Origin of the sequence: Bradyrhizobium sp. AZCC 1577 (assembly GCF_036924575.1) — a bacterium.
GTDB lineage: Bacteria > Pseudomonadota > Alphaproteobacteria > Rhizobiales > Xanthobacteraceae > Bradyrhizobium.
In genome coordinates, this window is record NZ_JAZHRQ010000001.1 from 1,441,993 (window position 1) to 1,468,376 (window position 26,384).

24 protein-coding genes and 1 pseudogene are annotated in these 26,384 nt (G+C 63.6%); 15 read left to right on the forward strand and 10 right to left on the reverse strand.

The annotated features are described in order from the left end of the window. Positions 1-242: 242 nt before the first annotated feature. Complete coding sequence (locus tag V1278_RS06665) at positions 243-1,901, forward strand: CHASE domain-containing protein (RefSeq protein WP_334365183.1); 1,659 nt, start codon at positions 243-245, stop codon at positions 1,899-1,901. A gap of 134 nt (positions 1,902-2,035) precedes the next feature. On the opposite strand, the gene V1278_RS06670 is transcribed toward V1278_RS06665, so the two are convergent. Together V1278_RS06670 and V1278_RS06675 are read right to left on the reverse strand one after the other, a co-directional pair. After that, on the reverse strand, positions 2,036-2,584 hold the full coding sequence (locus V1278_RS06670; protein ID WP_028349310.1) for a sigma-70 family RNA polymerase sigma factor: 549 nt from the start codon (positions 2,582-2,584) through the stop codon (positions 2,036-2,038). Continuing rightward, positions 2,584-2,775 (reverse strand): NepR family anti-sigma factor, encoded by a 192-nt coding sequence (locus V1278_RS06675; RefSeq protein WP_028349309.1) that lies wholly within the window; start codon positions 2,773-2,775, stop codon positions 2,584-2,586. The genes V1278_RS06670 and V1278_RS06675 overlap by 1 nt, the downstream gene beginning before the upstream one ends. 312 nt (positions 2,776-3,087) lie before the next feature. On the opposite strand from V1278_RS06675, the gene V1278_RS06680 reads away from it, so the two are divergent. The 5 genes from V1278_RS06680 to V1278_RS06700 all read left to right on the forward strand — a co-directional run bounded on the left by V1278_RS06680 (position 3,088) and on the right by V1278_RS06700 (position 8,302). After that, positions 3,088-3,894 (forward strand): response regulator, encoded by an 807-nt coding sequence (locus tag V1278_RS06680; RefSeq protein ID WP_334365182.1) that lies wholly within the window; start codon positions 3,088-3,090, stop codon positions 3,892-3,894. A 132-nt stretch (positions 3,895-4,026) separates the two neighbouring features. Next, on the forward strand, positions 4,027-5,025 hold the full coding sequence (locus V1278_RS06685; protein ID WP_334380088.1) for a DUF808 domain-containing protein: 999 nt from the start codon (positions 4,027-4,029) through the stop codon (positions 5,023-5,025). Between the two features lie 295 nt (positions 5,026-5,320). After that, positions 5,321-5,932 (forward strand): LabA-like NYN domain-containing protein, encoded by a 612-nt coding sequence (locus V1278_RS06690; RefSeq protein WP_334365180.1) that lies wholly within the window; start codon positions 5,321-5,323, stop codon positions 5,930-5,932. Positions 5,933-6,381: 449 nt separating this feature from the next. After that, entirely contained in the window at positions 6,382-7,656 is a 1,275-nt protein-coding gene (locus V1278_RS06695) for an MFS transporter (RefSeq protein WP_334365179.1), read from the forward strand. Positions 7,657-7,885: 229 nt separating this feature from the next. Beyond that, a complete protein-coding gene (locus V1278_RS06700; RefSeq protein WP_334365178.1) occupies positions 7,886-8,302 on the forward strand; it encodes a hypothetical protein in 417 nt (138 codons plus the stop codon). 263 nt (positions 8,303-8,565) lie between these two features. On the opposite strand, the gene V1278_RS06705 is transcribed toward V1278_RS06700, so the two are convergent. The 3 genes from V1278_RS06705 to V1278_RS06715 form a co-directional block, all read right to left on the reverse strand. After that, positions 8,566-9,015 carry a hypothetical protein gene (locus tag V1278_RS06705; protein ID WP_334380089.1) on the reverse strand — a complete coding sequence of 150 codons (450 nt, stop codon included), beginning with the start codon at positions 9,013-9,015 and terminating at the stop codon, positions 8,566-8,568. 132 nt (positions 9,016-9,147) lie between these two features. Next, positions 9,148-9,507, reverse strand: coding sequence for a DUF883 family protein (locus V1278_RS06710; RefSeq protein WP_334365176.1), 360 nt, complete (start codon positions 9,505-9,507; stop codon positions 9,148-9,150). Positions 9,508-9,573: 66 nt separating this feature from the next. Further along, positions 9,574-10,677, reverse strand: a complete 1,104-nt coding sequence (locus V1278_RS06715) for an AI-2E family transporter (RefSeq protein ID WP_334384118.1) — start codon at positions 10,675-10,677, stop codon at positions 9,574-9,576. A gap of 296 nt (positions 10,678-10,973) precedes the next feature. Here V1278_RS06715 and V1278_RS06720 point away from each other — a divergent pair, with 296 nt between their 5' ends. Beyond that, entirely contained in the window at positions 10,974-11,744 is a 771-nt protein-coding gene (locus V1278_RS06720; RefSeq protein WP_334380090.1) for a L,D-transpeptidase, read from the forward strand. A 4-nt stretch (positions 11,745-11,748) separates the two neighbouring features. Beyond that, positions 11,749-12,408 (forward strand): annotated as a pseudogene (locus tag V1278_RS06725) (DUF2865 domain-containing protein). 46 nt (positions 12,409-12,454) lie between these two features. On the opposite strand, the gene V1278_RS06730 reads toward V1278_RS06725, so the two are convergent. Next, positions 12,455-14,548 (reverse strand): methyl-accepting chemotaxis protein, encoded by a 2,094-nt coding sequence (locus V1278_RS06730; protein ID WP_334380091.1) that lies wholly within the window; start codon positions 14,546-14,548, stop codon positions 12,455-12,457. 208 nt (positions 14,549-14,756) lie between these two features. Here V1278_RS06730 and V1278_RS06735 point away from each other — a divergent pair, with 208 nt between their 5' ends. Then, positions 14,757-14,909, forward strand: coding sequence for a Thivi_2564 family membrane protein (locus tag V1278_RS06735; RefSeq protein ID WP_156908724.1), 153 nt, complete (start codon positions 14,757-14,759; stop codon positions 14,907-14,909). Positions 14,910-14,960: 51 nt separating this feature from the next. Here the strand turns inward: V1278_RS06735 and V1278_RS06740 are convergent, their stop codons facing one another. The 4 genes from V1278_RS06740 to cysD all read right to left on the reverse strand — a co-directional run bounded on the left by V1278_RS06740 (position 14,961) and on the right by cysD (position 20,356). Next, on the reverse strand, positions 14,961-15,161 hold the full coding sequence (locus tag V1278_RS06740; RefSeq protein ID WP_028349298.1) for a CsbD family protein: 201 nt from the start codon (positions 15,159-15,161) through the stop codon (positions 14,961-14,963). Between the two features lie 95 nt (positions 15,162-15,256). After that, complete coding sequence (locus V1278_RS06745; protein ID WP_334380092.1) at positions 15,257-17,419, reverse strand: malate synthase G; 2,163 nt, start codon at positions 17,417-17,419, stop codon at positions 15,257-15,259. 201 nt (positions 17,420-17,620) lie between these two features. Further along, positions 17,621-19,537: an adenylyl-sulfate kinase gene (cysC, locus tag V1278_RS06750; RefSeq protein WP_334380093.1), complete on the reverse strand. Its 1,917-nt coding sequence runs from the start codon at positions 19,535-19,537 to the stop codon at positions 17,621-17,623. Positions 19,538-19,561: 24 nt separating this feature from the next. Continuing rightward, entirely contained in the window at positions 19,562-20,356 is a 795-nt protein-coding gene (cysD, locus tag V1278_RS06755; RefSeq protein WP_028349295.1) for a sulfate adenylyltransferase subunit CysD, read from the reverse strand. A gap of 253 nt (positions 20,357-20,609) precedes the next feature. Here cysD and cysG point away from each other — a divergent pair, with 253 nt between their 5' ends. The 6 genes from cysG to V1278_RS06785 all read left to right on the forward strand — a co-directional run bounded on the left by cysG (position 20,610) and on the right by V1278_RS06785 (position 26,380). After that, complete coding sequence (gene cysG, locus V1278_RS06760; RefSeq protein WP_334380094.1) at positions 20,610-22,046, forward strand: siroheme synthase CysG; 1,437 nt, start codon at positions 20,610-20,612, stop codon at positions 22,044-22,046. After that, positions 22,043-22,354 carry a DUF2849 domain-containing protein gene (locus V1278_RS06765; RefSeq protein WP_065747452.1) on the forward strand — a complete coding sequence of 104 codons (312 nt, stop codon included), beginning with the start codon at positions 22,043-22,045 and terminating at the stop codon, positions 22,352-22,354. Before cysG ends, V1278_RS06765 begins: the two co-directional genes overlap by 4 nt. Before the next feature lie 13 nt (positions 22,355-22,367). Further along, positions 22,368-24,023 (forward strand): nitrite/sulfite reductase, encoded by a 1,656-nt coding sequence (locus V1278_RS06770; protein WP_057841029.1) that lies wholly within the window; start codon positions 22,368-22,370, stop codon positions 24,021-24,023. After that, entirely contained in the window at positions 24,010-24,525 is a 516-nt protein-coding gene (locus V1278_RS06775) for a DUF934 domain-containing protein (RefSeq protein ID WP_334365167.1), read from the forward strand. Before V1278_RS06770 ends, V1278_RS06775 begins: the two co-directional genes overlap by 14 nt. Positions 24,526-24,530: 5 nt before the next feature. Continuing rightward, positions 24,531-25,253, forward strand: a complete 723-nt coding sequence (locus tag V1278_RS06780; protein ID WP_442893781.1) for a phosphoadenylyl-sulfate reductase — start codon at positions 24,531-24,533, stop codon at positions 25,251-25,253. Between the two features lie 137 nt (positions 25,254-25,390). Next, positions 25,391-26,380: a sulfate ABC transporter substrate-binding protein gene (locus V1278_RS06785; RefSeq protein WP_334380095.1), complete on the forward strand. Its 990-nt coding sequence runs from the start codon at positions 25,391-25,393 to the stop codon at positions 26,378-26,380. Positions 26,381-26,384 lie beyond the last annotated feature (4 nt).

Below are 26,384 nucleotides of genomic sequence, written 5' to 3' on the forward strand. Positions count from 1 at the left end.
ATTTGTCCGTCCGCGCCGGAACCAAATCGACGCTGTCAGATTATCAACTTCTGGCGCCGCCAAATCAGCGTTAACGGCTGCCGTGTTGTTTGCCCGCTGCCAAGCTGTCAGTTGCGTGCTGATGATCGCTCCGCCATATTTGCCGCGCTTGGCCTTCGCGCTTTTGCCACGTGTCTCTGCCCCGGCAGACCCCGAAATGCTTCCAATACGTCTTCGCCAACACGTCATTCCTGAGTAAGCGAGTGGTTCGGCTGGGCTTCATTATCGGCTTTATTGCCCTGATCGGAGTTTTGCTCTCCGGTCTCGCAGCCTATCGCGTCCACGAGCAGGAACTGGCGATCGACGGCATCGCGCTGTCGCGCGCCATCGACGTTCATGCCAGCCTGGCGCAGGACCGGCTGACCGAGCGCGAATTGCTCGCACGCGTTGCATCTGGTTTGTTTCGTTCACCTTCGGTAGTGAAGGCCAACATGCTGCAGCCGCTGCGCTCAGCGATCTATGCCTTCAAGACCGATTTCGTGAGCGCGTTCTGGATCGCGCGGCTCAAGCCGGGCGATCTGGCGGCGGCGCAGGCGGAGCTGAAGGGGGCCGGCTTCACCAATCCGACGATCAGGGATTTCGACGACAAGCCGCTGGATCTCCGGACCATCAACAAGCCGATCGACGTGCTGATGGATCTCGAGCCGCGCAGTCCGGACACGCTCGGTTTTCCCGGCCGCGCCTACGACCGGCACTCGGTGATCGGGCCGATGCTGGCGCAGGCGGCGGCAACCGGCAAGCCGCTGGCGTCGGACCCGATCCCGCTGTTGCGCCAGAACGGGCCGATCGGTCTCGTGCTGGCGTCTCCGATTCTGCTGGAGGGCAGTTCGGAGCCGGCCGGCTTCGTCACCTTTTCCTACGAGCTGGCGCCGCTGATGCTGACCGATGACGACCGCTCGTTGTTCTCGGTGGTGTTGAAGGACCCTGATGACGCCAACGACGAATATGTCGCCAACGACCAGGGCGTCGTCACGCTGCGGGCGGTGAGGCAGGGCGATCCGCTGCCGTCGGTGGTGCGGACGGTAACGTTCGGCGGCCGCGACTGGTCGCTCGGCTATTACGCCAAGAACAACGCCGCGCAGCGTGCGCAGCAGACCGCGATCGTCGTCGCGGCCATTGGGCTGGCGCTCACCGGAATCGTCTGCGGCCTGTTCGGCTACGTCGCCTACAACAATCTGCGGCTCAGCCGCGAGATCCAGGTGCGGATCGGCTTCGAGCGGCGCTTGACCGCCGTCATCGACGAGCTCAACCACCGGGTCAAGAACATCCTGGCCGTGATCCAGTCGATCGTGACGCGCACGCTGCGTCACGGCTCCGACATGGATGTGGCACGCGAGCTGTTGATCGGCCGCATTCACGCGATGTCGAACGTGGTGACGCTGCTCAGCGAAAGCCAGTGGCAGGGCGTCAAGCTCAAGGGCCTGTTCGAGTCGCGCGCGATCCCGCATGCCGACCGCATCGTCGTCAACGGCCCAGATATCGCCGTCAGCGCGCGCGCCGCGCAGTCGCTCTCGCTGTTGTTCTTCGAGCTGGCCTCGCACTCCGACGAGGGCCTGTCGCTGGTCGGCAAGCATCCGCATATCGTCGCGAACTGGGAAGTGACCGGCGAGGAGCCCGACACGATTTTTCATTTCCGCTGGGAAGAGTTCAACACCAGCGCGGCGACACGGCGCGAAGACTCGGATTTCGGCCTCATCCTGCTCGACCGCGTCGCCCCCGAAGCGCTCGGCGGCACCGCAAAGCGCTACTTCACCGATGTCAGCTATGTCTACGAACTCATCGCGCCGATGGCCACGGTGGTCGACATGACCGAGCGCGACCGCACGGGCGAGATTTCCGCGCCGGTACGGCCCGCGCGGTAGGACTCGTCCCATCCGCCCGTCGTCCCTGCGCACGCAGGGACGACAACGTTGAAGGCATCACGTCCAGGTTACGATAGCGACAAAAAAGGGCGGCCCGCTCGGGCCGCCTCTTCCGTGTCGTCTCGATCGCGTCATCAGCCGCCATTGCCGCCGATCACGGCGCGCACGGTCTCGTCAGGTCCGAAATCCTCGGCGCCCTCGACATAGAGCAACGCGGAGAGTTTCGAGCGCGCGCGGTTGACGCGGCTCTTGATGGTGCCGACCGCGCAGCCGCAGATGGCGGCGGCGTCCTCGTAGGAGAAGCCGGAGGCGCCGACCAGGATCAACGCTTCGCGCTGGTCCTGCGGCAGCTTGTCGAGTGCTGTGCGAAACTCCTCAAACTCCAGATGCGCATTTTGCGAAGGCTGGGTCTTCAAAGTTTTCGCGTAATTGCCCTCGGCGTCCTCCACCTCGCGCCTCCGCTTGCGATAGTCCGAGCGAAACAGGTTGCGCAGGATGGTGAACAACCAGGCCGGCAGGTTCGAGCCGGGCTGGAACGAGTCAATGTTGGCAATGGCGCGCAGCAACGTCTCCTGCACCAGGTCGTCCGCACGATCACCATTACCCGAGAGTGAGATCGCAAACGCGCGCAGGCTTGGTACCGACGCCAAAATGTCGTCGCGAAGAGAGTCTGTGAGAGGCATTAGTCCCTCCCGTCTTCTTGTTTGTCGATTTGGGCCGCCGCCGCCTCCGGCCCATCGAGCTTCCGGATCAGCTCCGCAAAGCGGTCCGGCACGCCCTGTCGGACCACATCGTCGTACATGGCACGGAGCTGGTGGCCGATCCTCGATTGAATCTCGGCATTGAGCCCGCCCTGCTTTTTTGCTTCCTTCATGGTCTGATCCACGCTTCCCCGAGAGTTAATTCTCTGTGGTTTCAAGAGGTTACCTCGAAATTGGGCCTAGGCCGCCGCGTTATAGATCGAGGCTAATGCGAATATCTGCGGAAGGTTCCGAAATCTGGGAACTTTTTCTGGAACTTTTTTGCCTTCCGCGAGTAATCGGGATGACAGGGGAACCGGGTCCCCCCGACTCAAATGGTTTAAAAAGTCTTAAATGGCGCCGGACGCGGCGCTTGAGGTTACGTCCGCCCAGATGCGACCCTAAGTAACGGCCAAGGATACGGCCCAAGACAAGGATGAATGGGGATGTCCCGATCACAGCTCGTTGCTGAACATCTGCCGCTATTGCGGCGCTATGCCCGTGCGCTCACCGGAAACCAGGCCTCGGGCGATGCTTATGTGGGCGCCATGCTGGAGGCCCTGCTGCAGGATGCCTCGCTGCTGGATGAACGGTACGGCCCGCGCGCCGGGCTGTTCAAGCTGTTCACCCAGATCTGGAATTCGGTCTCGCTCAACGACAATCCGGATGTCGCGACGTTGGCGCTGCCGCCGGAGCGGCGGCTGTCGAACATCACGCCGCTGCCGCGGCAGGCGTTCCTCTTGCTGTCGCTCGAGGGCTTCTCCGAGGAAGAGGTGGCGTTCATTCTCAATACCGACATCGCCGAGACCCGGCAGTTGACGGATACTGCCGGCCGCGAGATGGCGGCGGAAATCGCCACCGACGTCCTGATCATCGAGGACGAGACCTTCATCGCGATGGATCTCGAGAGCCTGGTGAAGAACCTCGGTCACAACGTCATCGGCGTCGCCCGCACCCATGCCGACGCGGTCGCGCTGGCCAAGAACAAAAAGCCCGGCCTGATCCTCGCCGACATCCAGCTCGCCGACGGCTCGTCGGGCCTGGACGCGGTCAACGAATTGCTGCGCGCGTTCGAGGTGCCGGTGGTGTTCATCACCGCTTACCCCGAGCGCTTCCTGACCGGCGAACGCCCCGAGCCCGCGTTCCTGATCTCAAAACCGTTCCAGCCCGCAATGGTTTCGGCGGTCGCGAGCCAGGCGCTGTTCTTCCAGCGCAACTCGCGCAATCGCGCCCCGCGCGCAGCCACCGGCTGACGGGAGCCTTGTAGCGAGTGTAGTAATGATCCGGCGCGCTCAACTAGCGCGCCGGATTTTTTGCGGTCATAAACCGCAAGGCTTGGGACCAAGGCTTGGGGCGGCGAATCAAATGGTGCGGGTTGGAAATCGATGAGTATCGGGCTGATCGGCCTTCTCGACGATGTCGCTGGTATCGCGAAGGTAGCTGCAGCCTCCCTCGATGACGTCGCCAGCCAGGCCGCGAGGGCGGGCGCAAAGGCCGCAGGCGTCGTGATCGACGATACCGCGGTCACGCCCGGTTACGTGATCGGGTTCGAGCCGAAGCGCGAACTGCCGATGGTTGGCAAGATCGCGGCGGGATCGCTTCGCAACAAACTGTTGGTGCTGCTGCCAGCGGCTTTGCTCCTGAGCTACTTCGTTCCCTGGACGATTACGCCGCTCCTCATGCTGGGCGGAGCCTATCTCTGCTACGAAGGGGTGGAGAAAGTGCTAGAGGCTGTCATGCCGCACAGCGCGCATCAGCATGAGGCCCAGCTCGGCACGGTTGCCTTGAACGCGCAGTCGGTGGAAGACGAGAAGGTCGCAAGCGCGATCAAGACCGACTTCATCCTCTCGGCCGAGATCATGGCGATCACCCTGGCGGCGCTCCCAGCGGGGAGCATTTGGAAGCAGGCGCTCGTGTTGGCGGTCGTGGCGATCGGAATCACCGTCGCCGTGTATGGCGTGGTCGCGCTGATCGTGAAGGCCGACGATGTCGGCGTGGGTCTGGCGCGGAGCGACCGCGCCTCGGCTGTTGGCCGCGCGCTCGGACGCGGCATCGTTCGCAGCATGCCCGTGCTGCTGAAACTCCTCAGCGTGATCGGCACCGCCGCCATGATCTGGGTGGGCGGCGGCATCATCCTGCATGGCCTCGAGGTCTACGGCCCGCCCGCGATCGAACACGCCGTCAAGGCGGCGGCGGAGGCCGCGGCGCACGCGGTGCCGCCCGTCGCCGCGATTCTCGAGTGGGTGGTTGAGGCCGCCATCTCCGGTGTCATCGGATTGCTGATCGGCGCTGCATCGATTCCGGTCGTCGGATTTGTCGTCGCGCCGGCGTGGAAATGGCTGAAGCATCTTCTGCAACGCCGTCAGAATGGGGCGGCTCAGTGAAGAGCCGCCGGTTTGCGGGCAGGAGACATTAAACCTTCGTATAGCCGGTCCATCCGTTTCGATACCGGCGGCTTACCTCGGTACAATTGAGCTCGGCGCGCATGCACCTTAACGTTGGCGTGTCGAGGCAGGATGCATATCGACTAAACTACTGGCGCAGCGCGCGATTGTTCCTCCCGGTCGTCGGCGCCACCTGCCTCGTCACCTCGGTCAGCTTCGGTACCTAGAGCGTGCGGGCAAGCCTTTAGCGAATGCTCGCTCGATCGGCGTCCCCTAAATGAGAGGCCCGTGTCTGATGATGCCGTCCGACAGAATTGCGCTCTTTATCGATGGCGCCAATCTATACGCGACCGCCAGGACACTCGGATTCGATATCGACTACCGGCGTCTGCTTAAGGAGTTCCAGGGCCGTGGCGCGTTATTGCGCGCGTTCTACTACACGACCGTTATCGAGGATCAGGAATATACATCGATCCGTCCCCTCATCGATTGGCTCGATTATAACGGCTACACCGTCGTCACCAAGCTCACCAAGGAATTTACTGACGCCAGCGGCCGCCGCAAGGTGAAGGGCAGCATGCATATCGAGCTTGCCGTCAATGCGATGGAACTCGCCGAGCGTATCGACAGGATGTTTCTGTTCTCCGGCGATGGGGATTTTCGCCCGCTGCTGGAGGCGGTGCAGCGCCGCGGCGTGCACGTTACCGTCGTCTCGACCCTGACCAGCCAGCCTCCGATGGTGGCTGACGAACTGCGGCGTCAGGCCGACGCTTTTCTCGACCTTGCGGAATTGAGGGCAACGATCGGGCGCGATCCGTCCGAGCGGCCGCCGGCACGCGACATCCGCCAGCAAGTGCCGCCGTTCGCGACGCGCGGAGCGATCAATGGCGGTGGCATTGCGGGATGATTTCTGATTGGTCCGTTGGACCGCGGGCTGCGGACTGATCCGAGTTGTTGTTGCGTAGAGTTGAAATGGATTCGGCGTTCCCGCTGCACGGCCTGTCTTTTTGTGCACGCGGTCTGTGAAGCAGTTCACCTCCGGCTTGCGAGGCCGGCGGTATGATTGCTTCTCCTGACACGCCGCCGATCCCGGAATTCCACACGCGGGATCGGCGATCGCTGGCGTTTACCGTGTTCTCGGCCAGGCACCTCCCCCTGGCTAGGGCCACCAGCTTCGATGTGAAAGCTGGTCGGACTATCCGGCGCGCCACCAGCGCGCCGGATTTTTTCTCGGGCAAGGGGCCATGCGCGCACTGACATAGAGGCTAGCAATCGGATCGATTGCTGGTTGAACTGCGCGCCGCGCCCGCATAGGCTCGTTGCAACGAGAAAACAAACGGAAACGTCCCTTCACCGATGCAGTCCGCCGAGCGGCCTTTCCCCCACCGCCGGGGCCTCATCATCGTTGCGACATTGGCGACCGCCTATGTCGCCAGCCATTTTTTCCGCGCCTCCAACGTCACCATCGGCCTCGATTTGATGCGCGATCTCTCGATCGGACCGGAAGCGCTGGGGGCGCTGACCGGCGCGTTCTTCTTCGGCTTCGCCGCGATGCAGATCCCGTGCGGCTTCTTCTTCGACCGTTTCGGGCCGCGCTATACCGTGGTCGGCATGCTGATCGTGGCCTGCATCGGCGGCGCGATGTTCACGCTGGCGCCGAGCTGGCCGGTGCTACTCACCGGCCGCGCGCTGATGGGGGCCGGCTGCGGCGTGATGCTGATCGGCAGCATGGTGGTGATCTCGCGCTGGTTTCCGCCGGATCGTTTCTCCACGCTGACCGCGCTCGTGCTGTCGATCGGCCTGCTCGGCAACCTCGCCGCCACCACGCCGCTCGCCTGGGCATCGCAGGCGGTCGGCTGGCGTCCGGTATTCGGCGCCGTCGTCGTGTTCACCGCGTTCGCTACGGTCGCGATCTTTCTGGTGGTGCGCGACGCGCCGCCCGGCCATCCCTTCCTGAGCCGAAAGGCGGAGCCGCCCGGCGAGATGCTCAACGGGCTGATCGAGGTGCTGCGCAATCCGCACCTGAAGCCGATCCTGGCGCTGAACTTCTGCAACTATGCCTGCACCTTCACCGTGCAGGGCCTGTGGGGCGGCGCGTTCCTGCGCGAGGTGCATGGCTTGAGCCCGATCGCGGCCGGTAATGTCCTGCTCTGCGCCGTGATCGCCTACCAGGCCGGCATGCTCGCCTTCGGCCCGCTCGACCGCCGGCTCGACACCCGCAAATGGATCGCGATTGGCGGCACCTCGGCGATCATTCTGCTGCTCGCGATTCTGGCGCTGTTCTCCCACCCGCCCGCCTGGCTACCGGTCGGCGTCATCGTCGCCATGGGCTTCTTCTCCGCCTCCAGCACCATGGTGATGACCCACGGCCGCGGCATCTTCCCCGACCGCCTGATCGGCCGCGGTATCTCGACCATGAACACCTCAGTGATGCTCGGCGTCGCTTGCATCCAGACGCTCTCCGGCATCATCATCGGCGCGTTCGAGCCGCTGGCGAACGGCGCGCGCACGGAGGAGGCCTATCGCGCACTGTTCGGCACGCTGACGCTGGTGCTGATCGTCGCGGTTGCGATCTACAGTCGCTCGCAGGATGTGAAGCCGAGCGAGGAGATGAAGGCGGCTGGGCGGTAGTTACAAAAAAAGCAGGGTGCGACCGGCATCACCACGGTCGCACCCTACGTCGCCGGTCAATGGGGCAGGGGGAATAACCGGCTGCCGAGATGACTCCAAGCCCCCCGGAGTCGTTCCATGGTGCCGCAAATATTTTTCATACACGGTTAAGTGATCGATAAGCGCCGGACCTATGGTTACTCGGTTCGGGTTGTGTCCGTGATCGCCATGGGGCGAGGGACACAGAGCCATGTCACAGATTTTCAAAGCAATTTTTGCCCTTCTTGCCGTCTTCGCCACGTTTGGCGCCGTTCAGTTTGCTTCCGGTCACGACCTCGCCAGCCGGCTGAAACTCGCCGCGACCTCACCCGGAACAGACATCAACCGCGGAGCAGACATCAACCGTGCCGCCAAGGCCGACCGCGCGGCGGTCAAAGCCGCGGCGGGTCAGACCGAGACGATTACGATCCGGACCGTCGGCCTCGAGGACACATCCGTGGTGGTACGTGTTCCCGTGGTGCAAGAGGAGGCGCGGAACCGCCCGGCGCCACCGGCCAAGCCAGACAACAAGCCCGGCAAATCCCAGACCACGATCGCCTGCGAACCGCCGGTCAGCGTGTTGACCGAAGTCGCAAAACTGCTTCAGCCCGGCCGCTGCGTGACCTGAGGTATCGTATCCGCCAAGCAAGATCTGTAGGGTGGGCGCGATAGCGCCGTGCCCATCATCTATCGGCGATCGCACTTCTCTGATGCGCGTCGTCCCTGCCTCGGTGCGCAATCGCGCACTCGGCGCAGGGACCCATATGCCGCGGCGGATGTTGTCTTGCTGCGATGGGCGACGACTTTCCTTCGATAATTGGCGACCGTGGTTATGGGTCCCTGCGTTCGCAGGGACGACGGGTGGATTGACGACGAGTGAATGGAGCTCGCCTACTCCGCCGGCGCTTCGCTCTCGCCGCTGCTGGCGTTGGCGCGGCTCGCAAGAAATCCCAGCGCCAGTCCGCCGATTGCGAGAATCGGAATCAGCTTTCTGACGCCGATGGCGCGGATCACCTGGATGCCGGTCGCGACCAGCACCGGATCGGACAGCACGGCCTGCGCGGTGGATTTCGCCTTCGCCGCCTGTTTGGCGCGCGCCTCGATCTGCTTCTTGCGCACCATGTACCAGCCGGCCGCGATGAGCGCGACCATGAAGAAGATGGCGGCACCAGTGAGGCAAGCCTGCACGGGACCGTACCGCTCCAGCACGAACACGAAGGCCGCCGCGCACAGAAAAGCAGCCGTGACCAGCAATGCCATCCCCGCCGCTGCCGCCAGCGAAGTCAGCCGTAACGCGGTGCCGGTCGATTCCTTGAAATCGTCGATCAGTCGCTGAAACATGGCCAAGCCTCGATCTGAAAGCCTCGATCTGAAAATCGCGTCAACGAAACACGCCGCAGCGCTCCGTCGCCACGGGAATCCAAGAGGCGATGCGAGGCATGGCTGCCCAGCGCACGCGATCCGTCGCCAAACCTACCTACGCCACGCCACACCGATCAGAAAGCCGATCCCCAGCGCCACGGCGACGGTTGCCAGCGGACGCTGCGTGATGGCGTCTTCCAGCGTCTCCTCGATCGAAGAGGCGGCGTCCTGGGCTGCGTCCATCATCGCGCTGCCGCGCTCCGACACGTCATCGACCACCTGTTCTGCATTGGCGCGCGCCTGCCTGTAGCCATGCCGCGCCTGCTTGCCGGCGGTGCCGGCAAAACTGCTCAGCGCGTCGGTGATCTGCTCGGTCAGGGCTGCGATATCGTTTTTCACAGCGGTCACGTCTTTCTGCAAGCGCTCGTAGGTCGCTTTGTCCGTCAGATTCTTCATTGCGGCGTCAGACATCGAAAGCTCCCGGGTACTGAGTTCATTCGCGGAACAAACGCTCCGCCGAATGGGAAGTTCCTCGCCCTAGTCCTCCGGCAGTTGCGGCGAAGCCGGCGGCATCAAGTGCTCCTTCACGATCAGCGCGACGATCAGAAGCGGCGACGACAGGAACGCGCCCATCGGGCCCCACAGCCAGGTCCAGAACGCCACCGCCAGGAATACTGCAAGCGCATTCAGCGCCAGCCGGCGGCCGACGATCGTCGGTGTCAGGAAATGGCCTTCCAGGAAAGTCATCACGGCAAACATGGCCGGCGCCAGCAGCCCGGCGCCGATGGTCGGGAATGCGACAAGGCCGACCACGACCAGCACGGCAAACATCGCCACCGGGCCGATGATCGGAATGAAATTCAGGATCGCCGCCAGTGCGCCGAGACTGGCCGGGTTGGGCATGCCCGTGACCGCGCAGATCAGCCCGGTGGCGATGCCGACGCCGGCATTGATCGTGGTCACCACCAACAGATAGTTGCCGAGATGCTCCTCGATCTCGTTGAGGATCCGCAGCGCCCGCAGCCGCCACGTCCGCTCGCCGAAATTCAGGATCAGGGCCCGGCGCAGGTCCCGCCAGCTCGCGATGAACAGGATCAGCGTTGCGATGAACAGCAGGAATTCGGCAAAGGTCGGCGACAGGAATTCCAGTGTCGGCTGCACCCAGTCGACCTTGGGCAGATACAATGTCGTCAGCGTATCGGGCCCGCCGAGCATGCTCTGCAGCTCCTGCCACTGCGCGAGCGGCCGGTCGAACACGTGCAGCTTGTCCTTCAAAAGCGCTCCCAACTCCGGGAGCTTGCCGCTCCATTCGATCGCGGGCGAGGCGATCAGGCCGACCATGAAAGCGGTCGCGGCGCTGGCGGCCGCCACGATCAGCACCGCGGCGACCGCGCGCGGAATGCGGTAGCGTTCCAGGAAGCTGGCGGCCGGCGACAGCATGGTGCCGACGATGAAAGCCAACGTGATCGGCAGAAAGAACGCCTTGGCAAGATAGAGGCCGGTGATGATGCAGATGGTCAGAAGGCCCACGAGGCAGATCGCAACTACTTCCGTGCGACGGATGAACGGCGCCAAATCGAGCTTGCTCTCGGGGACCGGCGTACCTTCCTGCTCGTGGGGAGGCTGGCGTTCACCGGGCAACGGCTTTGCCTGCGGGGATTTGGCGGACGAAGGCTTGGTGGGCGAAGGCCTGGTGGGAATGACGCTCACAATGGTTTTCCCTCGCCCGAAGCGGCGGTGACACGGCAAAAGCGACGTCGCAAACCGGACTGCGATCATAACGTGACGCCAAGGTGCGAGTTCCAATCGCGCAGGCGTGAGCGGTGTCGCACTTGACGTGATGCGACGCGACATCGGCGGTTCGGAACCGCCGGCTTGTGGCCGCGTTTGTTGGTGCAGAGCATCCAATGATGCACACATCCCACGGGGCAGGTCCCATGACACAGTCCTCCGATCGCCGGCCTTCGTCGCGCGTGGCGAGCGCATTTGTCCTCGTCGCCGCCGTCTTGCTGACGCCGTCGGCACTCTCGAGCGCTGCGAACGCGCAAACGCTCGGCTACGCGTCCACCCAGCCGAATGGCTATCCCGCCGATGAAGTGATTGCGTCCGACGAGGGCGCGACGCCCGAACGGCTTCGGCGGACCGTCGTCCCCTTCGGTACGACGGAGGCGCCGGGCACCATCGTCATCGATACCGGCAACACCACGCTCTATTACGTGCTCGGCCAGGGCCGCGCCGTCAGGTATGGCGTCGGCGTCGGCCGCGAAGGCTTTACCTGGGCCGGAGTGCAGACCATCAGCCGCAAGGCGGAATGGCCGGACTGGCATCCGCCGGCCCAGATGATCGCGCGCCAGCCCTATCTGCCGCGCTTCATGGCCGGCGGTCCCGGCAATCCGCTCGGCGCGCGGGCGATGTATCTCGGCACTAGCCAGTACCGCATTCACGGCACCAACGATCCCTCGACGATCGGGAAATTCGTCTCGTCCGGCTGCATCCGCCTGCTCAATGAGGACGTCATCGACCTGTTCAATCGTGTCGATGTCGGCACCAGGGTCGTGGTGCTGCCGAAGAACGCCCCGGTCATGGCGCGCGGCGGGGATTCCAGGACCGGCATCACGGCTCGTCCGGCCGCCGCGCATCCGCGCCCCGTCGCAATCGCGCCGTCGGGCCGCCAGGCGATGAACCTGACGCCGCCGGACCTGAACTGAAGTGATGCGTGAGAGGAGAGCGCTGATGCGATCGGGAAAATGGGCGGTATGGGGAGCAGCCGCGCTGGCGTGCGCGTCGGCGCTGGCGCCTGCCGCCCAGGCGCAGGACTTCTTCTCGCAACTATTCGGCGGATTCGCCCGCCCGCGCCATCAGCCCACTATCCAGATGCCGTTTCCCAATGACGACGGCCAGGTGTATGCGCCGCGCGGCGAGGGGCGCATCCGTCACGGCGGCGGCTAGGCCTATTGCGTGCGGACCTGCGACGGGCGCTACTTCCCACTCACAGCGTCCGACAACGCAAGCCGAGGGACCTCCTGCAACAAGCTATGCCCGGCGAGCGAGACCAAGGTATTCTACGGCAGCAGCATCGACGATGCGGCCGCCGAGAGCGGAAAGGCCTATTCGGAATTGCCGAACGCGTTCCGCTATCGCAACGAACTCGTCAGCGGCTGCACCTGCAATGGCAAGGACCAGGTCGGGCTGGCGCAGGTCAAGATCGAGGACGACACGACGCTGCGCAAGGGCGACATCGTCGCCGGCGAGAACGGACTCCTGGTCGCGGGCCGCAGCGGCGACAGGCGCGGCACTGAGCTGAACTTCTCACCCGCCTCCGGCAAGGTCCGCGCCAAGTATGGGCGCGTGCCCGTGGTGGCGCGGGATTGAGAATGATTGCCGGCCGTCATGGCCGGGCTTGACGAGTATAGGTGAATTACGCCGCGCGGATCTTGCCGAGGAACGCGGTGACCTGATTGCCGAGTTGCTGGCTCTGCGTCTCCAGCGTCTGGGAAGCCTGCTTGACGTCCTCGGCGGCGGCCGCTGCCGCGTCGGCATCGGCCTTCACGCCGGTGATGTTGTCGGACACGTTCTTGGTGCCCTGCGCGGCAAACTGGGTGCTGCGGGTGATCTCCTGCGTCGCGGCACCCTGTTGCTGCACGGCGGCGGCAATCGCGGTCGCGACCTCGTTGACCTCGCCGATGATGCTGCCGATGCCCTTGATGGCGTCGATGGCTTCGCCTGCCACCCGCTGGATGTCCGAGATCTGTTCGGAAATCTCCTCGGTCGCCTTCGCGGTCTGGCTCGCCAGCGACTTGACCTCGGAGGCGACCACCGCAAAGCCGCGGCCGGCCTCGCCGGCGCGCGCGGCCTCGATGGTGGCGTTGAGTGCCAAGAGGTTGGTCTGCGCGGCGATGGTATTGATCAGGCCGACGACTTCGCCGATCCGCCCTGCCGATTGCGCCAGCCCCTGAACGGTGCCGTCGGTATTGCGCGCCTGGCCAACGGCGCGGCTGGCGATGCTGGCGGCATGCGCCGCCTGCTGGCTGATGTCGTTGATCGAGGCACTGAGCTCTTCGGAAGCCGCAGCGACCGTCTCGACGCTCATCGAGGCGTCGCCGGAGGCCTTCTCGGCGACCTGGACGCGCTCGTTGGTCTGGCGCGAAATCGTCGAGAGGCCAGTCGAGGTGGTCCGCATCTGGCCGGAAGCATCGCCGAGCTGGGTGAGGGTCTCGCGCACCATGCCCTCGAACTCGCCGACATAGCTCTCGATCGCCTGCTGCCGCGCCATCGCGCCGGCGTTGCGCTCGCGCTCCTGCGCCTCGATCCGCGCCTTGTCGGCGGCCTGCTGCTTGAACGTCTCCAGCGCGCCGACCAGCGCACCGATTTCGTCGTGGCGCGCGGCGTAGCCGGTATCGACCTGGAGGTCACCGGCTGCGACCTTCAGCATGGCGTCGCGCATGGCGTGCAGCGGCTTGATGACGCGGCGGGTAACGATTGCCATGGCACCGAACGCCAGCGCCAGCGCGCCGGTCAGCAATGCGAGCTGCATCGTCAGCGAGCGCTGGGCGGTGGAGCGCAGGTGCGCGGCGTGATCCTTGGCGGCGTCAAGTGCGGCCTCGGCCACGGTGACGGCGGCAGCGAGACGCCCGACCGTGACCGGGGTCCACTGGTTGGCGGTCAGTTCCGACTTTTCGCCGGCCGCAACCTGCGTCAGCAGCCGGTCGCGCAGAGCAAGATATTGCGGCTCGAAATAGGCGGTTTTGGTTGCGGCCATGGCGCTCGAGATCGCTGGAGGCAACTGCATCCCCGCTGCGGTCAATTCCAGCGCGCTCCAGGCGGCGTCGATGCCGCCAGTATATTTCGTGTAGGCGAGCCTCCCCTCGGGCGAGACCTTCCCGGTGCTGAGCCCGGTCGAGACGATCAGCGACGCTTCGCCGGCGGTGTTGCGCAACAGCCAGGCGATCTGCTTGATCGCCAGCAACTGGTCGATCGTCGCGTCCTGGTGATTGATGGCGGCGGCAACCGAGCCGGACAGCTTGTCGAGCGTTTCCAGCATCGCGCTTGCACTATCAAAGTATTCCTTGGCGAGCGTCGGGCGGCGCGAGGCCTTCGGCTTGCCCATGGCTTCCCAGAACTCCTTCTGCAGCGAGGTCATCGCCTTGAGCAGGCGATCGAACTCGGGCACCAGCGTCTGCTTCTGCGCGAATTCGATGCTGCCGAGCAGGCCGAGCGCATTGCCCATCGCCGGCATTTCGGTGTCGCGGATTTTGCGCAGATACTTCTCGATATCGGCATCCATCGGCGCATCGGAATTCAAGAGCCGGTTGGTCGTGGAGCGATCGGTGCGCAGATTATGCATCGCCTTGAACATGTTTGCGGAGGCGTCGGCGATGACCGCAATGCGGCTCGCCGCCTGCAAGCGGCCCCAGGAGTCCCAGGCGTTGAGCGAAAATCCGACCACCACGCAGAATGAGGTGACGAGGATGACGGTTTTCAGCAGCGCGGATACGGTCAGACGGTTCAACATGATGCTCCCCCGAGGCGTCGTGGGCCATTTGGGGGGCAAACGGTAAAGACTTATCGAGTGAGAGCCGCGTAGTACTACGAGGATTCATTGAAATGGCTGCGATTTTTCCAAGCGGGGGTCGGTTCCGTCGCGCGGAACCCGGGGCGCTTGTTCACGTTAACAAAACGCTACCAGCGCATTTTCCGGCCAACGCCGAAGGGGGCTTCGCATGCTTGTCAGTATACTCATCACGTTCCTGGTCGTTATCCTCGTCCTCTATCTCATCAACCTCCTGCCGATCGACGGCCGCGCCAAGCAGATCGCCCGCGTCGTGGTGATCATTCTCGGCGTGATCTCCCTGTTGAGATACATCTCGGTCTAAAACGAAAAGCCCCGACGGATGCGGGGCTTTTGGTGTTCGCAAAGCGAGGGCCTACTTCAGCGTCCGGAACCAGTCGTCCACGTCCTTGCGGATCTGGTCCTTGGCGAAGCCGTAGCGCTGCTGCAGCTTGCCTTCGAGTTGTTCGCGGCGGCCCTCGATGACGTTCAGATCGTCATCGGTAAGCTTGCCCCACTTCTCCTTGGCGGAGCCCTTGAACTGTTTCCAGTTGCCTTCAACCCTGTTCCAATCCATCGCCATCTCCTCCTCTGTTGGTATGGCGATCAACGGACAAAAAGCTCAGGCGTTCCGCCAGAACCAATGCGGCATCGTGACGTGTCGCGGCGGGATCAGCCTGCCGCCTTTGCCTCGCGGCGGCGCGCGGTGAGGATGTATTCGGTGTAGCCGTTCGGCTGCTCGCGGCCCTTGAAGACGAGATCGCAGGCGGCCTGGAAGGCAACGCCGTCGAACGAAGGCGCCATCGGCTTGTAGAGCGGGTCGCCTGCATTCTGCTTGTCGACCACGACGGCCATGCGCTTCAGCGATTCCATCACCTGATCCTTGCTGACGACGCCATGCGCCAGCCAGTTCGCCAGATGCTGGCTGGAAATCCGTAGCGTCGCGCGGTCTTCCATCAGCCCGACGTCATGGATGTCGGGCACCTTGGAGCAGCCGACGCCCTGGTCGATCCAGCGCACGACATAGCCGAGGATGCCCTGACAGTTGTTGTCGATCTCCTGCTTCACGTCATCGGGCGCCCAGTTCGACTGCGAAACCGGAATGGTGAGGATGTCGGAGAGTTTTGCGCGCTGGCCGCCCTTGGCGAGCTCTTCCTGTCGCGCGATCACGTTGACCTGGTGATAATGCAGCGCGTGCAGCGTGGCCGCCGTCGGCGAGGGTACCCATGCCGTGGTCGCACCGGCCTGTGGATGGCCGAGCTTCTGGCTGAGCATGTCGGCCATCTTGTCGGGTGCCGCCCACATGCCCTTGCCGATCTGGGCATGGCCGGGCAGGCCGTCGATCAGGCCCATGTCGACGTTCCAGTCCTCATAGGCCTTGATCCAGGGCTGCGCCTTCATGTCGTTCTTGCGGATCATCGGACCCGCTTCCATCGAGGTGTGAATCTCGTCGCCGGTGCGGTCGAGGAAGCCGGTGTTGATGAAGCAGATGCGCTTCGACGCGTTCTGGATGCAGGCCTTCAGGTTCACCGTGGTGCGGCGCTCCTCGTCCATGATGCCGACCTTCATGGTGTTCTCGGGCAGTCCGAGCAGCTTTTCCACCTCGCCGAACAATTCACAGGTCAGCGCGACTTCATCGGGGCCGTGCATCTTCGGCTTGACGATATAGACCGAGCCGGTGCGGCTATTCCTGACCTTCGAATTGCCCTTGAGATCGTGGATCGCGAGCAGACCGGCCACCGCAGCATCGAGCAGCCCTTCCGGAATCTCCTCGCCCTTTTCATCGAGCACGGCGTCGGTGAACATGTGATGGCCGACATTGCGCATCAGCAGCAGGCTGCGTCCGTGCAGCGTCAGCTCCTTGCCGTCGGGCGTCTTGTAGACGCGGTCAGGGTTGAGAGATCGTTGAACCGTCTTGCCGCCCTTCTCGAAATCGGCCGAAAGGGTGCCGTTCATCAGGCCGAGCGTGTTGCGATAGACCAGCACCTTGTCTTCGGCGTCGACCGCGGCAACCGAGTCTTCCATGTCGAGAATGGTGGAAACCGCCGATTCCAGAATCATGTCGGCGACACCGGCCGGATCGTCCTTGCCGATCGCATGATTGCGGTCGATCTTGACTTCGACATGCATGCCGTTGTTGACGAGCAGGACCGCCGAAGGCTGAGCGGCGTCGCCCTGGTAGCCGGCGAACTGCGAAGCAGATTTTAGCGCGGTGGCATTGCCGCTCTTCAGTTTCACCGCAAGCTGGCCGGCGATCACGCTGTACGACGTCACATCGGTGTGGCTGCCGGTCGCGAGCGGCACTGCGGAATCGAGGAACGCCTTGGCCTTGGCGATCACCTTGTCGCCGCGCGCCTTGTTGTAGCCCTTGCCGCTCTCGCTCGGATCATGCGGAATCGCGTCGGTGCCGTAGAAGGCGTCGTACAGCGAGCCCCAGCGCGCGTTCGCGGCGTTCAGCGCGTAGCGGGCATTGGTCAGGGGAACGACGAGCTGCGGTCCGCAAATCTTGCCGATCTCCTCGTCGACATCTGATGTCTCGACCTTCTGCGTAGCCGGCTCGGGCAGGAGATAACCGATCTCCTTCAGGAACGCCGTATAGGCGTTCATGTCGAACGCCTTGCCCTTGTTGGCGCGATGCCAGCCGTCGATCTTGACCTGCAGCGCGTCGCGGAGGGCGAGCAGCTCGCGATTTTTCGGCCCGAGCTTTTTGACGATGGCGGCGACGCCGGCCCAGAATGCATCGGGCGAAATTCCGGTCTTGGGGGTCGCCTCCTTGGCGATGAAGTCGAACAGGACAGGGGCGATCTTCAATCCGTGGGCATCGACACGATTCATGACGGGCTTTCTCAGGTAAACTGGCGTTCAGATGCTGGTTTTTCAGATGAAAACAGCAAAAAAACGCGCCAAAGGGGCGGCATTGGCCGCCCTTTTAGCCCTAAAGCCGGGTCGATGAGAAGGCCCCAAAAAGAAGTGGAAGGCCTTATTTGGACGCGTTTTCTTCACGCGAACCGGTGTCCACTTCGCTCGAAAACGCTTTTAGATGTTCGCCGCCAGATCCACCAACTCGTCGAACAGAATGCCGGTCTCCGCCAGCATTCGCTCGATCTCGTCGGTTGCGTCCGAAACTGAGCGCGCAGAGGTGTCGATGCGCAGCTCCGCCTGGGCCGGCGGCTGGTAGTCGTTGCCGATCCCGGTGAACGCCTGCAGCGTGCCGGCGCGCGCCTTGGCGTAGTGGCCCTTGGGGTCGCGGCTCTCGCAGATTTCGGCAGGCGTCGCGACGTAGATCTCGCGGAACGAAGCGTCGGCGATGCGGCGCGCGGCTGCGCGATCGTCCGCCGACGGCGAGACCGCCGCGACGACGGCAATGTGCCCGTTGCGCGCCAGATGGGTCGCAACTTCCGCCAGCCGGCGGATGTTCTCGGTGCGGTCCTGCGCCGAGAAGCCGAGATCGCCGTTGAGGCCGGCGCGCAGCGTGTCGCCATCGAGCAGGATGGGCGAGCCGCCGCGCGAAAACAGCCGTCGCTCGAGTGCGCGCGCCAGCGTCGATTTGCCCGAACCCGGCAAGCCGGTCAGCCAAATCACCGCGCCGTTGTGGCGGTAGCGCGCTGAGCGCTCTTCGGGGCGCAATGCGGATTCCACCGGCACGATGTCGATCGGAACGGCGCGCTGTCCGGCGTCGACCGACAGCACGAGGCCGCCGCCGGCGATGCGGCCATTGACTTCGATTACCAGCCGACCGGTGCGCGAATTTTCCTGATAGGGATCGGCCGCGATCGGCTGCGCCAGCGAGATGTCGATTTCGCCGACATGATTGCGCGCGATCGCCGTGGTCTCCTCGTTGGAGAGTTCACCGGGATCGACTGCCTTCTCGATCGCTACCACGCTGGCGCGGGTTTCCCGCGTGCCGAGGCGGATCAGGATCTGGTCGCCCTTCGACAGCGGCTTGTCGTGCAGCCAGAAAATGCGCGCGCGAATCCGCCGCGTGTCGCGCGGGGTAGCTCCCGCACGGGCGATGACATCGCCGCGCTCGACGAACAATTCGCGGTCGAGCGTGATGCCGACCGAACGACCGGCGCCATGACTGCCCTTCAGCGGCGTCACCGGCCAGCTCTCCACCGTCTTGATCTTCGCGATCTTGCCGGCGGGCATGATGACGATTTCATCGCCGGCACTCAGATGTCCGGACTCGATGCGGCCCGCAACAATGCGGCGGTCGTCGAACTTGTAGATCGCCTGCACCGGCAGCCGCAGCGCCAGTTGCTCCAGCGGCCGCGCCGGCTCGAGCGCGTCAAGCGCTTCGACGACGGTTGGTCCCTGGTACCAGCCGATCCGTGGTGTCTGCTCCGCAACGCCGTCGCCGTCGCGTGCGGATATCGGAATCACAGCCGAGGGCGTCACGCCAAGGCCGATGAGATGCGTCGAAATTTCGTCGCTGATCTCCTTGAAGCGATCAGCGCTGAAATCGACGCGGTCCATCTTGTTGACGACGATCGCGACCTGCTTGATGCCCAACAGATGCAGCAGATAGCCGTGCCGCCGGGTCTGGTCGCGGACGCCTTCCAGCGCGTCGATGATCAGCACCGCACCGTCGGCCTGCGAGGCGCCGGTGATCATGTTGCGCAGGAATTCGGCATGGCCGGGCGCGTCGATCAGTACGACGTCGCGCGAGCGGGTGCGGAAGCGGATTTGCGTGGTGTCGATGGTGATGCCCTGGTCGCGCTCGGTCTGCAGCGCATCGAGCAGGAACGACCATTCGAACGGCATGCCGCGTCGTGCGCTGACCGCTTTCAGCATCTCCAGCTTGCCTTCGGGCAAGCTGCCGGTTTCGTGCAGCAGGCGGCCGACCAGCGTGGATTTGCCGTGATCGACGTGACCGACGATGACGATGCGGACTTGCGGGCGGGTGGTGCCGTTCGGTGTTGCCGAAACGCTGGCAGGCAGGATCATGTTCATTGCAACGCTCACAGCAAATGTCCGTTAGAGATAGCCGGCGACACGCAGCCGCTCGAAAGCATCTTCGGTTTCATGATCCAGCGCGCGGCCGGCGCGCTCCGGCACCTTGGTGCCGTCGAGCTCGGCGAGGATCTCGTCGATGCTGGAGGCGGTCGACGCTACCGGATTGGTGATGTCCTGATCGCCCAGCGAGCGATAGCGCTTGCCGTCCTTCGAGAGATAGAGCGGAATGATCGGAATGTTTTCGCGCTTGGTGTAGGCCCAGATGTCGGCCTCGGTCCAATGCAGGATCGGATGGACGCGTAAATGTGCGCCTTGCGGCACTGATGCGTTGAACTGGTCCCAGAACTCCGGGGGCTGGTCGCGCACGTCCCAGCCGCCTTCGAGTCCGCGCGGCGAGAACACGCGCTCCTTGGCGCGCGTGGCCTCCTCATCGCGGCGGATGCCGGCAATCAATCCGTCGAAACCATATTTGGTCAGTGCCCACTTCAGGCCTTCGGTCTTGCGGGCAGCCGAACGTGCGGCCGGCGGCAGCGTTGGATCGACGGCATCGATCGACGGGCAGGGTTCGACCTTCAGATCGAGGTCCCACTCTTTTCCGAAGCGATCGCGGAAGGCGTACATCTCGGCAAATTTCTTGCCGGTATCGACGTGAAGCGCCGGAAACGGCACGCGGCCGAAGAACGCCTTGCGCGCCAGCCAGATCATCACGTTGGAATCTTTCCCGAGCGACCACAGCAGCGCGAGTTTTTTCAACCGCGCGAACGCCTCGCGCAGAATGTAGATGCTCTGTGCCTCGAGCTCGTCGAGATGATCCATCGAGGGCGGCGGCAGTCGTCGATCGGTGAAAATTTGTTCGACGGTGGCGCCGCTTTTGCGGTCGGCGCCACGCAACCGGTCATTGGCGGAGTCGGAGTTGAGAAGATGCATCTCTGGGCCTTGGCCTTGGTGGGCGAAAATTCTATAGTCGCGATGCAACAGAGAAGAAAAAATTTTCTCTTTGCGGGCGCTGAACGACACATATATAGAAAATAATTCCAGTCAACCCCGAAGTGGGGGAAGCGAGTTTCGCATGCGATTTCTGCCCGTGTTTCTCGATCTGCAAAGCGGCGTGGTGCTGCTCGTTGGAGCCGGCGAACTCGTGCGCGCGAAGCTGCGCCTCTTGGCATCGGCCGGTGCAAACATTCGCTGGTATGCGACCGACGGCAGCCATGACGTTTCGGGACTCGATGCGGCCGCTGCCGCACGGATCGAACGCACAGCCGGCGATCCGCTCACGGCCGATCTCTCAGGCGTCATCGCAGTGCTCTGCGCCGGTGCTGGTGATATCGGCGTTGCGATGTCAGTGCGCGCGAAGGCGGTCGGTCTGCCCGTCAACGTGATGGACGATCTCGCTCATTCCACTTTCATCTTTCCCGCGATCGTCGATCGCGGCGACGTCGTCGTCGCCGTCGGCACCGGCGGCGCGTCGCCGGTGGTTGCCCGTCGCGTGCGCGAGCGCATCGAAGCGGTGCTGCCGGCGCGCATCGGCGATCTCGCCGCCCTCATCGGCAGCTTTCGTAAATCGATGCATGCGCGCATTCCCGAATTTGCGCTGCGCCGCCGCTTCTGGGAGCGCGTGATCGACGGTCCGATCGGTGCGCTGGTTCTGGCCGGGCGCAGGGCCGAGGCGGAAGCCGCGCTGAATGAAATCGCCGATCCCTCCGTCTTCGCTGGCGCGAGCAAGGACGGCAAGGCCGAGGGCAGGGTGACGCTGGTCGGCGCGGGGCCGGGCGATCCGGATCTGCTGACCATCAAGGCGCTGCGTGCACTGCAGGATGCCGACGTGGTTTTCTACGACGAGCTGGTGTCGTCGGAAATTCTCGATCGCGTGCGGCGCGACGCCTCGCGCATTCCCGTTGGCCGCCGCGTTGGCAAGCCGGGCATCGGCCAGGATGCGATCAACAAACTGCTGATCGAGGCTGCCAAGGCTGGACAGCGCGCGGTGCGGCTGAAGGGCGGCGATCCCTTCATCTTCGGCCGCGGCGGCGAGGAAATCGAAGTGCTGCGCGCCGCAGGCGTCGCCTTTTCGGTGGTGCCAGGCATTACCGCGGGCCTCGGCGCTGCCGCGCAGTTCGAGGCGCCGCTGACCTATCGGCATGAAGCGCTGCGCATCACTTTCCTGACCGCGCACAAGGCAAAGGATGCCGAGAACGTCGACTGGTCGGTGCTGACAGACAAGAAGATGACCATCGTGGTCTATATGGGCATGACCGCCGCGCCGGCGGTCCGCGCGGGCCTGTTGGCTGCCGGCCGGTTGCCGCAAACGCCCGTCGGCGTGTTCGCACGGGTGACGCGGCCGGATGCGCAGGCCGTGGTCGGGACGCTCGAAAACCTTCCCGCGCTGGTCGAAAAAATCGATGGCGGCCCCGCCGTCCTCATCATCGGCGACGTCGTCGCGCATTCCGCGCCGTGGCGCCAGTCCAACCTCAATCAAGTCATCTCAAAACTATTGGATGCTGCCGAATGACCTCTCCGCTCGAACAAAAGAAAATCAGAATCACCGGGCCGTCGGTGGTGACCGCCAACCGTACCTGGGATGGCGCCGTGGTCTACCGGACCGCACAACAGGGGTGGTCGACCGCTCTGTCCGACGCTGCGATCGTGAGCACTTCGGATGATGCGCGTGCGTTGCTCGCCGAAAGCGCTGCCGATGACGTCGGCGCAGTCGGTGCCTATATCGCGCCGGTCGAGCTCAAGGGCGGGGTGGTCAAGCCCGGCAATCTCCGCGAACACATCCGGTCGAAGGGTCTCACCATCGACCTTCTTCCGGCCTAAAGGCTGATCCATCATGTATGCATATGACGAACTCGACCGCACGCTTATCAACGAGCGTGTTTCGGAATTCCGCGATCAGGTGAAGCGCCGCCTCTCGGGCGAACTCACCGAGGACGAATTCAAGATGCTGCGGCTGCAGAACGGCGTGTACCTGCAATTGCACGCCTACATGTTCCGCGTCGCGATCCCCTATGGCACGTTGTCGTCGAAGCAGTTGCGCCGGCTCGCCCATATTGCCCGCCGATACGACCGCGGTTACGGCCATTTCACCACGCGGCAGAACATCCAGTTCAACTGGATCAAGCTTGCCGAGTTGCCCGATGCGCTGGCCGAGCTTGCCGAGGTCGGTATCCACGCGATGCAGACCTCGGGCAATAACATGCGCAACGTCACCTCGGACCAATGGGCGGGCGTCGCGCCCGGCGAGGTCGAGGATCCCCGCATCTGGTCGGAGATCCTGCGTCAGCACACCACGCTGCATCCGGAATTCTCGTTCCTGCCGCGCAAGTTCAAGATTGCGATCACCGCATCCGAGCACGACCGTGCCGCGATCAAGATCCATGACATCGGCTTGCGCCTGCACAAGAACGCCGACGGCGAGACCGGCTTCGAGGTGCTGGTCGGCGGCGGCCTCGGCCGCACGCCGTTCATCGCCAAGACCATCAAGCCGTTCGTAGCCGGCCGCGACATTCTCAGCTATGTCGAGGCGATCCTGCGCGTCTACAACCAGTACGGCCGCCGCGACAACATCTACAAGGCGCGCATCAAGATCCTGGTGCATGAGCTCGGCATCGAGAAGTTCGCACGTGAGGTCGACGAGGAATGGAGGCAGATGGGCCACGGCGCCCTGACCCTCGACCATTCCGTCATCGAGGAGGTGCGTTCGCGCTTCTCCTATCCGGCTTACGAGAAGCTTCCGCACATGCCGGACGAGCTGAAGCAGGCCGCGCATGATCCGCTGTTCGAGCGCTGGCGCAAGAACTCGGTGGCCCCGCACAAGGTGCAGGGTTACTCGATCGTGACGCTGTCGCTGAAGCCGGTGGGCGGCCCGCCCGGCGATGCCACCGCCGACCAGATGGACGCGATCGCCGATCTCGCCGACAAATACTCCTTCGGCGAAATCCGCGTCGGCCACGAGCAGAACCTGGCGTTGCCGCATGTTGCCAAGCGCGACCTGCCGCAATTGTGGAAGGCGCTCGACCGTCTCGGGCTCGCCACGCCGAACGTCAATCTGGTCACCGATATCATCGCCTGCCCAGGGCTCGACTACTGCTCGCTCGCCAACGCGCGCTCGATTCCGATCGCACAGGAATTGACCCGGCGTTTTGCCAACCACGACACCGCCGACATGATCGGCCGGCTGCACATCAACATCTCCGGCTGCATCAACGCGTGCGGCCATCACCACGTCGGCCACATCGGCATCCTCGGCGTCGAGAAGAACGGCGAGGAGTTTTACCAGATCACGATCGGCGGTCGCGCCGACGAGAACGCGCAGATGGGCGCGCTGATCGGCCCGGCTGTCCCTTATGCGGAAGTTGCCGACGTGATCGAAGACATTGTCGAAGCCTATCTCGCGCTCCGCGACCGTCCCGAAGAACTGTTCGTCGATACGGTCAAGCGTCTGGGCGTCGAGCCATTCAAGGAGCGGGTCTATGCCACTCGTTAAGAACGGAAGAATCACCACCGACCTGTTCGTCCATGTTGCCGATGGCGCCGAATTGCCGGGCGACGGAGCGGTGCTCATTTCGTCGGCGCGGTTCCTCGAAGATCCGGAAGCCATTCTCAAGCGCGCCGGCAAAACCGGCGTGATCTGGCCGAACAGCCGTGCCGTCGACGACCTCGTGCCCCATCTCGATCGCTTGGCCGCCGTCGCGCTGGTATTCCCGACCTTCCGCGACGGCCGTGCCTACAGCCAGGCGCGCCTGTTGCGCGAGCGGCATGGCTATGACGGCGAGCTGCGCGCCACCGGCCAGGTGCTGCGCGACCAGTTCGTGTTCATGTCGCGTGCCGGCTTCGACGCGTTCGAGGTGAAGAAGGATGCCGACGCCGATGCCTTCGCCGAGACCGTGAAGCGCTATTCGGTGTTCTACCAGCCGACCGGCGATGGCCGCGTCACGGCGCTCAATCGGCGGATGCAGTTGCGTCATTCGGAGAGTGCCGGCCAGTGAGCACGATTTCACAGCAGGTGGTCGCTGCGGGTCCAGCGATCCTTCATTCGGCGCAGACGCTCGACCATACCTTGCGCGACGCTTCGCCGGCGCATGTCATTGAAACCGCGCTGAAGACCATCGGCCGCGCTCAGCTTGCGCTGGTGTCGTCGTTCGGTACGGAATCGGCGGCGCTGCTAAAGGTGATGGCGGACGTCGATCCCGCGATTCCCGTGATCTTCCTCGATACAGGTTGGCTGTTCGAGGAGACGCTCGCCTATCGCGATACGCTGATTGCTGCGCTTGGTCTCCGCGACGTCCGCTCGATCAAGCCGCTGGCAGAAGCGGTCTCACGCCAGGATCCCGATCGTGAATTGTGGTTTTCCGACCCCGACGCCTGCTGCCGTATCCGTAAAGTAGAGCCGCTGACGCGGGCGCTCAAACCGTTCTCGGCCTGGATCAACGGACGCAAGCGTTTTCAGGGCGGCGCGCGCGCTGAGATTCCCGTTGTCGAGGACGACGGCGATAAGCTGAAATTCAATCCGTTTGCCAACGTGTCGCGCGAAGAGATTGAGGCGATCTACAAGCTCGCCAAATTGCCGCCGCATCCGCTGGTCGCCTCTGGCTACCTGTCGGTCGGGTGCATGCCGTGTTCGAGCCGGACGGCGCCGGACGAGGACGCCCGCGCTGGCCGCTGGCGCGGCAGGCCCAAGACGGAATGCGGCATCCATACGACCAAAACTTCCTAGAGTCCGGACTTCATAGGACAAGGAAGCTGCGGAGCCGCAAACATTGAAATGCGTTTTCATTGACTAAGCGGCCTTTCGTCGCGACTTATGCGTTCGTGGTTGATGATATGCTTCGTCAAGCCGAATGGAGATCAACGATGATCCGTCGCATTCTGCCGCTTGTTGCCGGATTGCTCTGGGCGAGTTCGGCCTTTGCTGCCGACTACACCTTGCTCAACGTGTCCTACGATCCGACGCGCGAGCTGTACGCCGATTTCAACAAGGCGTTCGCGGCGGCCTATCAAAAAGAGAACGGCAAGAGCGTCGAGATCAAGCAGTCGCATGGCGGCTCAGGCTCGCAGGCGCGCGCGGTAATCGACGGGCTGCAGGCCGATGTCGTCACGCTGGCGCTGGCCTATGACATCGACGCCATCGCTGCGAAGGGGCTGGTGGCGCCGGATTGGCAGAAGCGCCTGTCGCTCAATGCATCGCCGTATACTTCGACGATCGTATTCCTGGTGCGCAAGGGTAACCCAAAAGCGATCAAGGATTGGGACGATCTGATCAAGCCCGGCGTGCAGGTGATTACGCCGAACCCGAAGACTTCGGGTGGCGCGCGATGGAATTACCTGGCGGCATGGGGCTTTGCCGAAAAGAAATTCGGTTCCGCCGACAAGGCGAAGAAGTTCGTCGCCGATCTCTTCAAGAACGTGCCGGTGCTCGATACCGGCGCCCGCGGCTCGACCGTAACTTTCGTCGAGCGCGACGTCGGCGACGTGTTGCTGGCATGGGAGAACGAGGCATTCCTGGCGCAGCGCGAATTCGGCAAGGGCAAATTCGAGATCGTCGCGCCGCCGTTGTCGATTCTCGCTGAGCCTCCGGTCTCGGTCGTCGACAGGGTTGCCGATAAAAAAGGCACGCGAGCCGTCGCCGAAGCCTACCTGAAGTATTGGTATACCAAGGAAGGCCAGGAAATCGCCGCGCGCAATTCCTATCGTCCGCGCGATGCGGAAATTGCGAAGGAGCATGAAAAATCCTTCGCCAAGGTCGAACTTTTTACGATCGACGAAGTTTTTGGTGGTTGGACCAAGGCGCAGAAAGATCACTTCGGCGAAGGCGGCATTTTCGACCAGATTTACAAGAACTGATCTG

Bases quoted from the DNA above. Each gene is read 5' to 3' on its own strand.
- V1278_RS06670 (WP_028349310.1), bottom strand. From the start codon at position 2,584: ATGCCTCTCACAGACTCTCTTCGCGACGACATTTTGGCGTCGGTACCA.
- V1278_RS06675 (WP_028349309.1), bottom strand. From the start codon at position 2,775: ATGAAGGAAGCAAAAAAGCAGGGCGGGCTCAATGCCGAGATTCAATCG.
- V1278_RS06680 (WP_334365182.1), top strand. From the start codon at position 3,088: ATGTCCCGATCACAGCTCGTTGCTGAACATCTGCCGCTATTGCGGCGC.
- V1278_RS06685 (WP_334380088.1), top strand. From the start codon at position 4,027: ATGAGTATCGGGCTGATCGGCCTTCTCGACGATGTCGCTGGTATCGCG.
- V1278_RS06690 (WP_334365180.1), top strand. From the start codon at position 5,321: ATGATGCCGTCCGACAGAATTGCGCTCTTTATCGATGGCGCCAATCTA.
- V1278_RS06695 (WP_334365179.1), top strand. From the start codon at position 6,382: ATGCAGTCCGCCGAGCGGCCTTTCCCCCACCGCCGGGGCCTCATCATC.
- V1278_RS06700 (WP_334365178.1), top strand. From the start codon at position 7,886: ATGTCACAGATTTTCAAAGCAATTTTTGCCCTTCTTGCCGTCTTCGCC.
- V1278_RS06705 (WP_334380089.1), bottom strand. From the start codon at position 9,015: ATGTTTCAGCGACTGATCGACGATTTCAAGGAATCGACCGGCACCGCG.
- V1278_RS06710 (WP_334365176.1), bottom strand. From the start codon at position 9,507: ATGTCTGACGCCGCAATGAAGAATCTGACGGACAAAGCGACCTACGAG.
- V1278_RS06720 (WP_334380090.1), top strand. From the start codon at position 10,974: ATGACACAGTCCTCCGATCGCCGGCCTTCGTCGCGCGTGGCGAGCGCA.
- V1278_RS06730 (WP_334380091.1), bottom strand. From the start codon at position 14,548: ATGTTGAACCGTCTGACCGTATCCGCGCTGCTGAAAACCGTCATCCTC.
- V1278_RS06735 (WP_156908724.1), top strand. From the start codon at position 14,757: ATGCTTGTCAGTATACTCATCACGTTCCTGGTCGTTATCCTCGTCCTC.
- V1278_RS06740 (WP_028349298.1), bottom strand. From the start codon at position 15,161: ATGGATTGGAACAGGGTTGAAGGCAACTGGAAACAGTTCAAGGGCTCC.
- V1278_RS06745 (WP_334380092.1), bottom strand. From the start codon at position 17,419: ATGAATCGTGTCGATGCCCACGGATTGAAGATCGCCCCTGTCCTGTTC.
- cysC (WP_334380093.1), bottom strand. From the start codon at position 19,537: ATGAACATGATCCTGCCTGCCAGCGTTTCGGCAACACCGAACGGCACC.
- cysD (WP_028349295.1), bottom strand. From the start codon at position 20,356: ATGGATCATCTCGACGAGCTCGAGGCACAGAGCATCTACATTCTGCGC.
- cysG (WP_334380094.1), top strand. From the start codon at position 20,610: ATGCGATTTCTGCCCGTGTTTCTCGATCTGCAAAGCGGCGTGGTGCTG.
- V1278_RS06765 (WP_065747452.1), top strand. From the start codon at position 22,043: ATGACCTCTCCGCTCGAACAAAAGAAAATCAGAATCACCGGGCCGTCG.
- V1278_RS06770 (WP_057841029.1), top strand. From the start codon at position 22,368: ATGTATGCATATGACGAACTCGACCGCACGCTTATCAACGAGCGTGTT.
- V1278_RS06775 (WP_334365167.1), top strand. From the start codon at position 24,010: ATGCCACTCGTTAAGAACGGAAGAATCACCACCGACCTGTTCGTCCAT.
- V1278_RS06785 (WP_334380095.1), top strand. From the start codon at position 25,391: ATGATCCGTCGCATTCTGCCGCTTGTTGCCGGATTGCTCTGGGCGAGT.